This window comes from Streptomyces sp. NPDC091282 (assembly GCF_044757385.1).
In the GTDB taxonomy this organism is placed as follows: Bacteria; Actinomycetota; Actinomycetes; order Streptomycetales; family Streptomycetaceae; genus Streptomyces; species Streptomyces gramineus.
The window spans coordinates 106716-119177 of record NZ_JBIVUX010000003.1; the positions used below are offsets into that span (position 1 = coordinate 106716).

Annotated in this window: 16 protein-coding genes; 8 read left to right on the forward strand and 8 right to left on the reverse strand. The window is 69.0% G+C overall.

The features are described from left to right. The first annotated feature begins 12 nt into the window (after positions 1 to 12). The 3 genes from ACIQOE_RS14220 to ACIQOE_RS14230 are packed head-to-tail and all read left to right on the forward strand — an operon-like array spanning position 13 to position 1819. Positions 13 to 591, forward strand: a complete 579-nt coding sequence (locus tag ACIQOE_RS14220) for a hypothetical protein (RefSeq protein WP_351317928.1) — start codon at positions 13 to 15, stop codon at positions 589 to 591. A 5-nt stretch (positions 592 to 596) separates the two neighbouring features. Further along, positions 597 to 1256 (forward strand): hypothetical protein, encoded by a 660-nt coding sequence (locus ACIQOE_RS14225; RefSeq protein WP_365570433.1) that lies wholly within the window; start codon positions 597 to 599, stop codon positions 1254 to 1256. Next, on the forward strand, positions 1253 to 1819 hold the full coding sequence (locus ACIQOE_RS14230; RefSeq protein WP_401411696.1) for a hypothetical protein: 567 nt from the start codon (positions 1253 to 1255) through the stop codon (positions 1817 to 1819). Before ACIQOE_RS14225 ends, ACIQOE_RS14230 begins: the two co-directional genes overlap by 4 nt. Before the next feature lie 48 nt (positions 1820 to 1867). Here ACIQOE_RS14230 and ACIQOE_RS14235 read toward each other — a convergent pair whose 3' ends face one another. The 8 genes from ACIQOE_RS14235 to ACIQOE_RS14270 form a co-directional block, all read right to left on the reverse strand. Next, entirely contained in the window at positions 1868 to 2896 is a 1029-nt protein-coding gene (locus tag ACIQOE_RS14235) for a hypothetical protein (RefSeq protein ID WP_401411698.1), read from the reverse strand. A gap of 53 nt (positions 2897 to 2949) precedes the next feature. Then, positions 2950 to 3621: a hypothetical protein gene (locus ACIQOE_RS14240; protein ID WP_401411700.1), complete on the reverse strand. Its 672-nt coding sequence runs from the start codon at positions 3619 to 3621 to the stop codon at positions 2950 to 2952. A gap of 291 nt (positions 3622 to 3912) precedes the next feature. Further along, positions 3913 to 4578, reverse strand: a complete 666-nt coding sequence (locus tag ACIQOE_RS14245) for a hypothetical protein (RefSeq protein ID WP_401411701.1) — start codon at positions 4576 to 4578, stop codon at positions 3913 to 3915. Next, the gene (locus ACIQOE_RS14250) at positions 4575 to 5483 is read right to left on the reverse strand and encodes a hypothetical protein (protein ID WP_401411703.1); all 909 of its coding nucleotides are present in this window, start codon (positions 5481 to 5483) and stop codon (positions 4575 to 4577) included. The genes ACIQOE_RS14245 and ACIQOE_RS14250 overlap by 4 nt, the downstream gene beginning before the upstream one ends. A gap of 14 nt (positions 5484 to 5497) precedes the next feature. Continuing rightward, on the reverse strand, positions 5498 to 6697 hold the full coding sequence (locus tag ACIQOE_RS14255) for an enoyl-CoA hydratase/isomerase family protein (protein ID WP_365570451.1): 1200 nt from the start codon (positions 6695 to 6697) through the stop codon (positions 5498 to 5500). 58 nt (positions 6698 to 6755) lie between these two features. Beyond that, positions 6756 to 7058: a hypothetical protein gene (locus ACIQOE_RS14260; RefSeq protein ID WP_351317944.1), complete on the reverse strand. Its 303-nt coding sequence runs from the start codon at positions 7056 to 7058 to the stop codon at positions 6756 to 6758. Beyond that, entirely contained in the window at positions 7055 to 7801 is a 747-nt protein-coding gene (locus ACIQOE_RS14265; RefSeq protein WP_401411706.1) for a hypothetical protein, read from the reverse strand. The genes ACIQOE_RS14260 and ACIQOE_RS14265 overlap by 4 nt, the downstream gene beginning before the upstream one ends. Beyond that, entirely contained in the window at positions 7789 to 8151 is a 363-nt protein-coding gene (locus ACIQOE_RS14270; RefSeq protein ID WP_401411709.1) for a hypothetical protein, read from the reverse strand. The genes ACIQOE_RS14265 and ACIQOE_RS14270 overlap by 13 nt, the downstream gene beginning before the upstream one ends. A gap of 467 nt (positions 8152 to 8618) precedes the next feature. Between ACIQOE_RS14270 and ACIQOE_RS14275 the strand changes: the two genes are divergently transcribed. The 5 genes from ACIQOE_RS14275 to ACIQOE_RS14295 are packed head-to-tail and all read left to right on the forward strand — an operon-like array spanning position 8619 to position 12462. Then, entirely contained in the window at positions 8619 to 8921 is a 303-nt protein-coding gene (locus ACIQOE_RS14275; protein ID WP_362640617.1) for a hypothetical protein, read from the forward strand. Then, a complete protein-coding gene (locus ACIQOE_RS14280; RefSeq protein WP_401411711.1) occupies positions 8918 to 10324 on the forward strand; it encodes a hypothetical protein in 1407 nt (468 codons plus the stop codon). Before ACIQOE_RS14275 ends, ACIQOE_RS14280 begins: the two co-directional genes overlap by 4 nt. A gap of 46 nt (positions 10325 to 10370) precedes the next feature. Continuing rightward, positions 10371 to 11171 carry a hypothetical protein gene (locus tag ACIQOE_RS14285; RefSeq protein WP_401411713.1) on the forward strand — a complete coding sequence of 267 codons (801 nt, stop codon included), beginning with the start codon at positions 10371 to 10373 and terminating at the stop codon, positions 11169 to 11171. Continuing rightward, positions 11168 to 11863: a hypothetical protein gene (locus ACIQOE_RS14290; protein WP_401411715.1), complete on the forward strand. Its 696-nt coding sequence runs from the start codon at positions 11168 to 11170 to the stop codon at positions 11861 to 11863. The genes ACIQOE_RS14285 and ACIQOE_RS14290 overlap by 4 nt, the downstream gene beginning before the upstream one ends. Continuing rightward, the gene (locus tag ACIQOE_RS14295) at positions 11863 to 12462 is read left to right on the forward strand and encodes a hypothetical protein (RefSeq protein WP_401411717.1); all 600 of its coding nucleotides are present in this window, start codon (positions 11863 to 11865) and stop codon (positions 12460 to 12462) included. Before ACIQOE_RS14290 ends, ACIQOE_RS14295 begins: the two co-directional genes overlap by 1 nt.

Sequence of the window (12462 nt, forward strand, 5' to 3'; positions counted from 1 at the left end):
AAGGTGATCCAAGTGAGCGACTCGACCGAACTCGGCGCATGGGAATTCGTCGGCCGCAGGGGAGCGGAGACCGCGCGGCTCGTTCCCGGTGAGGTGATTGCCGCCGTCCCGGCCGCCAAGGCGTTCGCGGAGCAGTCGGGAAAAGAACTCCGCTTCGACTTCCTGGACGACCGGCAGGTCCTTCGTATGCTCCGGCTTCGGCATGAGGACGAGACCGCGCTGTTCAACGCGGGGTTCAAGATCGGTGTGCCCCTGGCGCTCGTCGGCTTCGGCGCGGCGGTGTACTGGGGCGGCGTGGTCCAGTTCTGGGAGTCGGACACGGCCCGAATCGGCTACGCGGCTGCGGCCTGTGCCGTCGTACTGATCCTGCTCGCCGTCTTCGTCCGCACTGCCGCTCTGCACTGGGGGAACCCTGTTCGTCAGAACCTCCGGGCCCGCGCGCGTGCCTACCGGGAGCTGGCGCATCTCGCGAGCGAAGGCGGGGCAGACGTACCCGCTCACTACCCGCACTACGGCCCGTATCCATTCGCGGCCACGTTCCGTCCCGAAGCGGACGAAGCAGAAACCGTCGAGGGAGAAGGCCTGTCGTGAGCGCCGTGACAACTGAAGAGAATGTTCGAGGCTCGCTCGGCGGCCCGGGCATCGATGTCCGGTGGATCATGCCGGAGGGGTTCTTCGAGATCCCGATGGACGCGGACACCTTGGACGAGACCGCCGAGCAACTCGTCGAACTGGCCCGCTCCGTGATGCCCGAGGCCACCTTCGAGGTGCAATTGGAGTGGGCGGTCATGGTCGCCGCCCAGTACGACTCCTTCGTCGAAGCCGGGATCCAGTACTCCGGCTTCGTCATGACGGAGGTGGACGGGGACCGGTGCACGGCGACGGTCACCGTCAGCATGATCGACCTGGACGCGAGGGCCGGCGCGCGCCCCGTCGCCTTCCTGGGCTCGACGATGCGTCACCTCGACATGGGCCAGGTCAGCGAGATCGAGTTGCCCTGCGGTCCGGCCGTGTCCTGCATCGGCACCCGGAAGGGGAGCCTGCCCGGCAGCCTCACCGCCTCCGGAGCCGACGAACCGGTGGTGACATCCTTCATCCAGGTGCAGATACCGCTCGACAACGGAACGGTCCTGGTACTGGAGATGGGCACTCCCACACCTCAGGCCTGGGACGTCTTCTCGACCATGTTCGCCGGCGTCGTGAAGAGCGTCCGGCTGTTCGACGAGTCGGGCAGGCCGACGGTGATGCCGGCATGACCACGGAGCCCGCCGCCACGGCACCCCCGAGGGACTACCGACTCCTGGTACCCCGGGACTGGTTCCGCATCGATCTCACCGAGGAGCGCTGGCGTGCGCAACTGAAGACGTTCGTGGACCACCAGGCCGAGGGCAAGAACGTATCGGCCGACCTCAGGCAGGAGACCTGGGCCGTCCTGCGCAACACCGCCGAGGCCGCCGTCAGAGCGGGGGCGCTGGAGTTCTTCCTCAGGCCGGAGCTGGAGGGCGGCGGTGTTCTCCCGGCCTCGCTCGTCGTCTCCCTGATCCCACGCGCCGAGGGTCTGTCTGCCCGCGATCTCCAAGAATCGCTCCGGGCGGGGTCGGCGCAGAGTGACGGCTTCTCCCCTGCGATCTCGACCGTTGTCCTGCCCGCAGGCGAGGCCGTCCGGGTCCTCGGTCCGACGACGCTGGACCTCTATGTCCAGATGCCCGGCGGAGTCGGCTACCTGGTCCTGGCGTTCGCGGTGCCGCTCGACGGGGTGGCGGGCCCCATGCGCCGGCTCTGCGAATCGATCGCGGAATCCTTGCGCTGGATCCGGTGAACGGCCGGGCGGCGGGTGGACGGAGGCTCTCCATCCACCCGCCTCCGATCAGCGGTTGACGGCCTGGATCTCCTGGACGGTGATGTCCTGGGTGGTGCCGAACGTGCCGTCGGGCAGGTCTCCGCCCGCGCCGCCGGTACCCGTCCAGGAGATCTTCCAGGTGATCGTCGCCCGGAGTTTGAAGACGCCGTCACCGGAGGAGTGCAGGTACCTGATTCCGCAGGGCGGCGTGCTGTCGGCGTCGCCCTTGGCGTAGGGCTTGCCGATGGACCCGTCACCGTTGATGGCGCACTCGCCGGAGGGCGGGAAGGTCTCGGCGTCCGCGGTGCCGGGTTCGAGCTTGAGCGCGACCGGCTTGGCGGTGGTCGTGGCCTGGATGCCGAAGCCGGGGACGTCGATGGCCGCCGTGGCCTGCACCTCGTCGAAGACGGCCTTGTCCAGCCACGCCCACGTCGGCAGGTTCACCTTGGTGGTGGCCTCGGGAGCCAGGGTCACCTTGGTGTCGGGCAGTTGCATGCGCTGGTACGCGAGGGCGGCCAGGATCTCGGGCTTGATCGCCTCCTGGTACCGGGCGGGCGGGGTGTCGCCGTTGTCGACCCAGAAGGGGAGGTCGTTGCAGGAGCTGCGCTTGAGGATGTCGGGCTCGTCGGGGTTCTCGACGGCGGCCCAGAACATCCCCTGGCCGTCCTTGTCGACGTTGTAGTCCTTGTAGCCGGGCGTGTCGGTCCAGCCGTAGTCGTCCTCGTAGTGCCGCTGCATCTCGCCGATCGCCGCGCCCGCGGTGCCGCCCATGCCGGGCGTGTTCTTGGCGCTGTCGATCTCCCCGGACATCTTCTTCTTGAAGTCCTTGGCACCGAGGTAGGGGGCGTACCAGCAGGGCGGAGGCGTCCAGTTGACGTCGGAGGAGGTGACGTTGCCGGTGCCGCCGGTCTTGGCGACGGCGCCGGAGTAGTGGATCTCGGCGGCGGCGTAGATGCTGGTCTTGTCGCTGCCGCCCTTCGCGTCCGAATCGCCGCCCTTGCCGTAGTCCACCGGGTCTGCGACCGAGTTGGGCGCCGTCAGCATGAGCGCGCTCATGGCCAGAACGAGGACGGCGGTGCACGTGCCGAGAGGCGAACGCCGTGAATCGTTCACTGGCACTGTCGAGCTCCCGTCTCGACGTACACCTTGGACGCCTGCCAGAGGTTCTCACTCGTGGCGACCTTGACCATGATGATCTTGTAGTAGCCGAAGTCCTTAAGGCTGGGCTTGGTCTTCAGGACCTTCCCAGTCTTGATCTCTTTGCCATAGAACTTGCTCGCGTCCGAGCAGAAGCCGACCTCCACCGAGGTGCCGTTCGAGGCGGAACGGGTGGTGGCGTCGTAGTGGCGGCGAGTACCGGTGGCGGTCCAGCCGCCCTTCATCCACTCGTTGATCTGCACGGTTGCATAGTTAAGCCCGTCGCCGGTTGCGTACGCCGCCAGCGATGCGTCCTTGGTCGAGTGCTTGACGACGCCCCGGTAGATGGAGCGCATGAAGTTCGCAGCGTCCTCCATCGCAGCCGCCTCGTTCTTGTCCTTCGGCCTGTCCCAGTCGAAGACGAGGTTCACGTCCTTGGGCAGGGACACGTCCACCCCGTCGGGCGTGTCCTCCGCCGGCGCGCCCGAGGCGGATGCGGAAGCCGTCGGTGTCTTCGTGGCCCGGTCGGCGCCCGCGATCTTGTCGTTGTCGCCGGCTTTGTCGTCCCCACTGCCGCAGGCGGTCAACAGCAGTGCTGCCGTGGCCGCCAGCGCGGTGACGGCGGGCAGGGTACGGCGCTTCACAGTGATCTCCCCGTAAGACATAAGTCCAGTCAAGAGATCCGACGGTATCGGTGAGGTTCTTGGTTTCGCCAGCGCGAACTTCACTGTGAATGGTGATAATTCTGGGTGCATTGGGTCGCCTCACCGCGAGGGGCACACCCAGCAGCCTGATGATCGACGGTCTGCCAGTCGTCCGATGACGGCGGTTGGAGCCCGGGGCGGCTGCCCGGCCCGGGTGATGAAGCCGCCAAATCCACGTCGGTGCAGTGTCGTTAGGCGCACGGAACGAACGCAGACAGTCCTGGCCTGGACCTAAGGGGGTGTGTTTCCGATGGGCTCCGTCGCCTCCGGGAACGAGACGGTCTGGAGGACCGCCGTCACCATGTTGCAGAACTCGCCCCAGTAGTCGATTGCGGCGGTGTCCAGAGTGAAGACGGCCGTGTGGCGTCCCGATGGGAACGGGACGTGGACCTGGATCTGGCCCGTGTGCAGCGTGGTCCGCTCACCGCTGGCCGTGACCTCGGGATTGAGGCTGATCTCCCGCACCGTGATGTTGACGACGGAGGGACCGCAGGGCAGGTCGAGCCAGCGTGCGTCGTTCGTCGCGTCGGAAGAGAGGATGGCCAGAATGCCCTGCGCGGCGATGTCCGGGGCGGGATGATCGGTGACGTACGCCGCCACGCTCAGAGCGCAGTGCGCCACTCCGCCGGAATCAAGTGAGAACAGGCCGAAGGCTGAGTAGGCGAGCCCGGCGGCCGCCATCGCTTCCGCGATCAGCCCGTAGAACGGCGCCGCCGACTGCCACAGCACGTCGTCCCCACCGGGATACACGCCTCGTACGAACTCCGCCATCGCTGCAGCACGTTCTTCGTCGGGGATCCCGACGGGTAGGGCGTGGAAACCCTCCGGGACGACGAACGTCATTGGTGGGACGGGCTGTTCAGCCGTCGCTGTCTCCAGCAGGATCGGTTCCGTCACTGGAGGCTGTCCTTAGTGATGTCGTCCGTGCCGTCCGGGGACAGATAGCGAGTGACTGTCCACATAATGCCGTTGGAGAGCGGGACCTGGAGTTCGACCATCACGGTGCCGTCCGAGAAGCTTTCTAGAGACGGCGGTTCGGTGACTGGAAGCATCGTGCCGATCGAGCGGGAGATTTGCAGGGGAGGCGACGCCACCAGTTCGGCGAGGCGCTCGCGCTGTTCCGGCGTGAGGTCGCCCTCCGTCACCGGCAGTCGGTCGTTCCGGAAGCGTCCCGCGAGCTTGAGCGGCTCCTGGACCTTCCAGCGCGTCCACGATCCGTCCGTGAAGCGGACTCTGACATCCGACCCGCCCTCCGAGTAAGGCATGCGTTCGATGTGGGCGACCGCGTCGCGCGCAGCCGCCCATAGTTCTTCGGCGGGGACGGACCCGTCGTCCTCGTCCCTTCCCAGGATGACGAGGCGCTGGTCGGTCAGTACCAGCTCGGTCCGGTATGCCTTGGGCCGACGGGCGGGGTCGAGCTGCCAGGGGAGGGTCCGGGCCGTGTCGCCGGGTGCCGCCCACATGACGGGAAAGTCGTCCACTTCGTTCTCCGGCTCACGTGGCTTGCCGACATCGGCCGGTTCGCCGAACAAGGTGCCGCCGGCCGCGCCCGCGTTCGCGATGATGTTGAGGAGGCGTGGAATGCCGAGCAGGGCGATGTCCAGGGCCCGTACTCCGACCCTGTCGGGCCTGCTCCGAGGGGTGAAGCCGGGACCGGGCGGCCAGCCTAGCTGAGCTTCGATGTCGTGCCGCTCGGTGTCGCGGAAGGAACGCAGCCCCGCGACAGGCGGTGCGATGCCGGTCGCGAAGGCGACCTCCACCCGCATGCGCGGGGTTTCCCCGGGAGCCGGATACCAGTCCACAGCCTTGTGTCCTCTCAGTGTGCCTTGGCGGATTCGTGGAAACGATCCCCCAGGTCACCGATGTGCGAAGGCATCGTGAACGCCTTCGGTGCGATCTTGAACACTGAGTCGATGCCTCTCCCCAGCACGCTCATGGAGTCGATCTTCTTCAGGCCCGGGATGCCACGAGTCCCGAGCCACTGCCCGCTGCGGATGTTTTTCTCGGCGACGAGACTCATCCGGTTCATGATGCCCTCGGCCTTGATGACCCCTCCGGTCTTGGTGCCCCAGAGACCGACCGTCTTGCCGAACACCGTGAAGCTCTTGGCGCCGGAGACCCCCTTGCCCACACCGATGATGTTCCGACCGGCGGTCTCCAACCCCTCGAAACCACGGCCGAGCTTCCCCGCGCGGGCCACGGCGGTGGCCTCGTCCGCGACCTTGACACCCTTGCTGAAGGCCCCGATGCCCGGGATCGCCCCCAGCGCGTCGACTCCGATGCTCGTCCAGCCGACGTCCGCCCCTGCCGCCTTGGCCACGAGGTGGGTGACCAGTGCCAGTCCGCTGCTGACCACAGCCGCCACGGCGAAGATGGCGCCGAGCGGTTCGAACGGCGCGGTGATGATCGCCAATACGGTCAGGATGCCACTCAGATCGCCGAGCAGGTCACCGACCAGCTTGATCAGATCGGCGTGGTCCTTCATCCAGTCGCCGGTGGCGTCCCACGCATCTGCGATCCCGTGCCCGAGCTTGTCCCAGAAACCCGGCTCGTCGGGTGCGATGTCGCCGGCCTTGTCCAGTTCCTTGCTGATCTGGCGGGCGGCGGCCCGGTAGTCCTCCTCCAGTTGGTGGACCTGCCGGATGACGCCGTCGACCGCGCTGGAGGCCTTGCCCAATTCCTCGCTGCCCTTGCCGTCGCCTTTCTGATCGGCCTTGGCCTGGGCATCCGCCTTCGCACTGAGCTTCTCGCCGGCGCTCTTCTCCAGGCGGTCGGCCCGGTCCTGGAAGTCCTGGAGGTCTCCGGCCCAGCGGTGCAGGGCTCGGGAGGCCTTGTCGAAGGAGTCATGGCTCTTGCGGACGAGCGGGGTGACGTCCTGGCCGATGTAGTCGGTGAACGCGATCGCGGTCTTGCCCTTCCAGGCGCCGCATTCGATGCGCTCCAGCTCCTGCAGTGCCGTGCCGAGTTCGCCGGCCAGCTTGCCGAGCTGTTTGGCGAGGTCGCGGGTGTCCTCCACGCTGCCCGGAGTCGGATCCCAGCCTATGTGGGGGAACGCAGGCCGTTGCCCAGCCACGTCATTTGCCCTTCTGCTGCGGAGCCTTGAGGGACTCGGCCAGGTCGAGGTCGAGCTTGCCGAAGCTCTCACCGATCTTGTTGATCATTTTCACGGCGCCCTGGGTGTGCTTGCCGAGTTGTTTGATGCCGTATTCCCAGTCGTCGGCGAAGTCCTGGACGTCTTCGACGAGGTGTTTCTCGCCGACGGCCGTGGCGTCCGCGCTGCGGAGCGTGCGGCGGGTCGTCTCCATGCGGTCACTGATCGACGAGAAGGTCTTCTTCAGATCCTGGAAGATCGTGTCTTCGAGGCGCAGGTCGGTCATGTTCGGATTCCGGTCTCTTCTGACGGGAGGGCTTGCCGAGGCTGTGGAGTCCCCGAGCGCTGATCAGCGGTTGACGGCCTGGATCTCGGGACGGCGATGTCCTGGGTGGTGCCGAAGGTCCCGTCCGGCAGGTCACCGCCCGCACCCCCGCTTCCGTTCCAGCTGATCCGCCAGGTGATGGTCGCCTTGAGGTGGTAGGTACCGTGCCCTGACGAGCGCAGGTACCTGATACCGCAGGACGGGACACGATCGGCGTCGCCCCGGGCGTACTTCTCGCCGATCGAGCCGTCTGCGTTCGGGGTGCAGACACCGGATGCGGGATATGTCCCGGCGTCCCCGGTGTTGCAGTCCTTGTACTTTCCGTCCTTGCAGATGTCGCGGAACTCACCCACCGCTGCCTTGGCGTAATTGGCCTGGCCGGGAGTGTTGATCGTCTCCGCGTACATCGTTTCGACGTAGTCCTTGAACTCGTCGGCCGAGCGCGGTTCGTACCAGCAAGCGGGAGGGGTCCAGTTGCCGACCGGCTGTACGGCGGTACCGCTGCCGCGCGAGCGGACGGAGCCGGAGTAGGTGACCTTGGAGGTCAGCGTGCCGGCCTTGGAGCTGCCGCTCTGCCTGGTGTTGCCCTGCGATCCCTTGCCGGGTGGCCAACTTGCGGACGCCGTTCCCGGGAGGGTGAGGACGAGGGCACCCGAGAGAAGTCCCGCCAAGGCGTACCGGCCGCCGGACGTCACGGCGTGCACGACTTGCTACCCCGCTCCGAGGTGAGCTTGGTCGTCCGCCATACGCCTTGCTTGTTCTTTTCGAGGCGTGTCGTGCAGATGACGTACGCATCGTCGTTCACTTCGGTCTTGAGGACCTTGCCGGTCCTGCGGACCTTCGCGAAGGCCCTGCTCTGGTCCTCGCAGTAGACGACACCCGCCGACGACGAGTCGAAGACGTCGATCTCGGCGTTGTAGTACCGGTTGGTGCCGGTGATGGAGTAGCCGTCCTTCGCGATGGACTCGACCCAGTCCTTGGCGTCGGCGAGGGCGCCGCCGCTGTAGTAGAAGCTGAGCGCCGGTGATCTCCGGCCTGCCGGCGGCACTCGCACTCGGGGAAGCCGAACCCTTCGTGCCGTCAGTGGCTGCGCCCGCGATCTTGTCATTGCTTTTCGAGCCGTCGTCTCCGCCTCCGCATGCCGTGAGCAGCTGGGTTGCGGAGACGACGAGTGCGGCAGTGACGGGCAAAGCGCGGCGCTTCACTGTGGGCTCCCCGTGAGAATGAAGTTCGGCAGGGGTACAGACGCTATCGGCGTGGTTCTCGGTTCGCCAGCGCGAACCTGTGCCGCAGGAGGGAGAACCCTCGCACGGGGCCCCCGACCGCTGGGTTCTGTGTGCGGATCGTGTCCTCGACCACCGCAAGTGTGCGGAGACACCGGCTCCCACCACCCCGGTGACCCTCCTTGGCCCGCCCTTTGCGGCTCGTTGGTTGAAGCCGTGGAAACCTCCGACCCACAGTGACCCTGACTCCCCGCGTCTCGTGGGGCGGTCGTGCGGGCAGGTGTTCACGGGGGTAGGAGTGGCGGATCACGTCAAGGTGTCCGCGGCGGAGCTGCGGGAGATCAGCCGGTCCGTCGCGAAGTTGAAGTCCGGTTTCGAGCATGCGAAGGATCTCGTCGACTCGTACGGGGCCGAGATCGGCTCCGGGGACGTGGCCGGCGCGCTGGACGACTTCGCGGACGACTGGAAGAAGAAGCGCAAGCAGCTCTGCGACGGGCTGGAGTTCCTCGGGAGGACCGCGGGCGCGGCGGCCAAGGCCTACGACGGTCTCGACCAGCACCTCGCCGACGCGCTGCTCAAGGCCCGGCCGGGGGACACGTGAGCGATCACGACTTCTCCGGCGTCGACTGGCAGACGGCACGTTACGACGACCAGGAGTTCACGCCGGGGGATCCCTACGAGGTCGCGCGGCTCGGGAAGCGGATCTCCGACACGGCCAGGCTCATCGAGGAGCAGGCCGCCAAGCTGAACAACCTGGTCGACGGGAACGGGTGGGACTCCGACGCGGGACGCGAGTTCACCCGGAAGACGGGGGAGACCGTCAAGCTGCTCGGCCAGTCGCACCGGCGGTACGCGGCGGCCGGTGCCGCCCTCGGGTCCTCCGTGCCGTACGAGCCGATCGCGGACCAGGTCCGGGAGAACTGGGCCACCGCGCTCGGTCATGCGCAGAACCGGGTCCGTACCGCGCTCCGGAGGGCCGCCGCGGCCGACACCGACAGCCGTGGCTACCAGAGGCAGCTCGACCAGCATCCCTCCGGCGACGACAACCACCCCGACAAGCGGAGACTGAAGCGGCAGAAGGAGGCCTCGGACGGGGAACTCGACGCCGTGAAACGGGAGTTGCGGGCCGCGCTCGACTACCGCGACACCCAGGCCGGACACGCGGCCAGGGCCATCCGGGACGCCGTCGACCACGACGGCCTGAAGGACCCGGAGCACCACTGGTGGGACCACTGGCAGGACTGGGTCGCCGACGTCGGGCACTGGGCGGGCGTGGCCGCGGCCGTGCTGGGCGTGCTGGCCCTCGCCCTCAGCTGGGTTCCGGTCCTCGGCGAGGTGCTGGGCGCGCTGGCGCTCATCGCCTCGGTGGTCGCCCTGGTCTGCGACACCGTCTCGGCACTCGACGGCAAGGGCACCTGGCTGGACGTCGCCATCGACGCCGTCGGTGTGCTGTCGTTCGGCGCCGGCCGGATCCTCGGGACGACGGCCAGGGAAGCGGCCACGGCGGCCCGCGGCGCCTCCGCGGTCAAGGACCTCCAACTGGCCCGGGAGATCGGGCTGAACCCGACGGCGGCCCGCGAACTCGCCGAGACCGTCAACGGCGTGAAGCCCGGCGAGATCGGCAAGGCGCTCTCCGAGGGCCCCGCCCGGCTCCTGCCGCGGATGCGGTCGGTGGTCAAGGAGTCGCTGAACCTCAAGGCGTTCGCGACCGACATCCGTGACGCCCCCGCGGCGCACGCCGCCGCCAAGGCCTTCGCGGAGTCGGCGCCGGAACTGTCGGAGATCGCGGACTCCTCGTTCAAGACCATGGCCGGCCAGGCCAAGGCGCTCTACTACGGCAGCCAGGTGCTGCCGCTGCTGGCCGGCTGGTCGAACCTGGCACCCGCGCACTCCGGCGAACCATGGGCCACCGGCCCGAACCTCCTCCAGGACGTGAAGGAGATCCCGGGCGTCGGAGCCGGCGGCACACCGTTCTACAACTGGCACTGGAACACCGGCGGCTGACCCGGTCGGCCGTGGGACGTCCCGGAGCGGAGAGAGCAAGGATCACGTGGCGAGTGACGACGAGAGGTCCGTCGACGAGCTGTTCGCGGAACTGCCGGAGAAGTGGCGGCAGTCGCTGGAGGAGGTGGGCCTCGGCCTGACGGAGCTGCGCCGTGTCGCGGCCGGCCCGGACGGCATGCGGCGGGTGCGCACCATCCTCGCCGAGTTCTCCGAACCCGCGCCCGCCGGGCGGAGCGCGCGGGCCGGGTACGGCGGGGTCGCCCCGGTGTGGCCGTGGGCCCGGCTGGTCCTGGTGGCCGCCGTGTCGGCCGTCGTCTGCCTGGGCGCGAGCCTGTTCATCGGCAAGGCGGCGGCGCTCGTCGGCCTGCTGCTGGCGCTGCCGGTGTTCTGGGTGGCCTTCAAGACCCGTGACACGCGCGGCGCCTCCGTCGCCCGGTACGTCACCGCGGCCGCCTACCTCGTCCTGGTGCTGGTCGGCTCCGCCTTCGCCAACGCCTGGTACCTGCACCTGCGAGGGACGGAACAGACGGTCACCGTCGTCGCGCCGGCCCACCAGTGGACGCACGGGACCCGCGAGACGTACTGCAGGGTCCGGCTGCGGGACGGGTCCGTCCGCGAGGTGGTCGCCGACAAGGACGACTGCGCCGACGCGGTGGGCCGCACGGTCACCGCCGTCGTCGACCCGGCGGGCCACTACAAGCCCGCGCTCGGGACCAGGTCCTCGATCGGCGGCGTCCCCGAGGGCTACCTCTGCCTGGGCGCCGCCGTGGTGCTCGTGCTGGCGCCGGCGACGGCCGTGGTCATGGGCAGGCGGCGGTACGGCCGGACGGCCGGGGCGGCGCGGTGAACGGCGGGAACGCCGGTGCCGCCGGCGGTTCCGGCACCTCCTATGGCCCCGGTGCCGCCGGCGGTTCCGGCACCTCCCGTGGCCCCGGCGCCGACGCGGACGGGACCGCGCCGCCCTCCGACTACCGCCTCGCCGTTCCCGAGGGCTGGGAGCGGATCGTGCTCGATCCCGAACGGTGGGGCTACCGCATCGACAAGATCGTCAAGCGCGGTCTCCGGCGTACGGCGGCCGATCCCCGGCTGGCGGCCGCGCTCGCGGAGCGGATGCGGAAGCAGGCCGAGGCCGCGCACGCCCACGGCGGTGTCGAGATGTACCTGATGAACCGGATCCTCGGCCGGGTCCCGGTCTCCGCCGGTCTGGTGGTCACCCTGCTGCGGCCGCCTCCCGGCACCGAGGCCGGTGATCTCGGGGACGTCGCCCGCGCCCTCGCCCTGCGCGCGACGGCCGAGGAGACGGTCACCCTTGTCGACCTCCCCGCCGGCCCCGCCGTACGCCACCGCCGCCTGCGCCGGCCGGCCGCCGACGACCCCGACGGCAACAAGCTCGCCGTCACGCACCTGGACGTCCATCTCACGGTCCCGCGCAGTGATCAGCGGCTGCTGCTCTCCTTCTCCACGCCGATGGAACCGCTGGCCGACGCCCTGGTCGGCCTCTTCGACTCCGTCGCCCGCACTCTGCAATGGATGGCCTGATGCCCGAGTTCGCCGCGTCCACGGTGCGTATGAGGGTGCCGCGGGACGCCATAGCCCTGCCGGTGCGCGCGGCCGACGTCGACCTGGACGCGTGGTCCGCGGAGGCGGCGGCCCGCCGCGTCGGTACGGACGGCGGACGGCAGCGGCTCCGGCGGGCCCTCGCCGCCGAACTCCGCGAGGCCGCCGCGGACTCCCGCGAGCGCGGGCCGGTCACCGCGCTGTCGTACGTCCCGGAACCCCGCCTCGGCGAACTGGCCCGCGTCGAACTGACCGCGCTGGTCGCCGACGCCACGCACCCGACGATGACCGTCGATCTCCTGCGGCGCTTCCTCGCCGCTCCGACCCCGGTGTCCTACCGGCCGCCCGAGAGCGAGCCGCGCACCCTGCCCGCCGGCCCGGCGGTGCGGGTACGGCACGCCTACGTCCAGGACGTGGACGCGGACGGGCTGGGCACCGTCACGGAGACCTGCGCGTACGGCATCCGCGCCGACCCGGCCTGGGCGCTCGTGCTGTTCACGTCCTGGCGGGCACCGGCCCGCACCGACGCCCTGTGCGAGCTGACCGACGAACTGGCCCGGACGGTCCGGGTCACCGTCTAG

Bases quoted from the DNA above. Each gene is read 5' to 3' on its own strand.
- ACIQOE_RS14260 (WP_351317944.1), bottom strand. From the start codon at position 7,058: ATGACCGACCTGCGCCTCGAAGACACGATCTTCCAGGATCTGAAGAAG.
- ACIQOE_RS14235 (WP_401411698.1), bottom strand. From the start codon at position 2,896: ATGAGCGCGCTCATGCTGACGGCGCCCAACTCGGTCGCAGACCCGGTG.
- ACIQOE_RS14295 (WP_401411717.1), top strand. From the start codon at position 11,863: ATGCCCGAGTTCGCCGCGTCCACGGTGCGTATGAGGGTGCCGCGGGAC.
- ACIQOE_RS14230 (WP_401411696.1), top strand. From the start codon at position 1,253: ATGACCACGGAGCCCGCCGCCACGGCACCCCCGAGGGACTACCGACTC.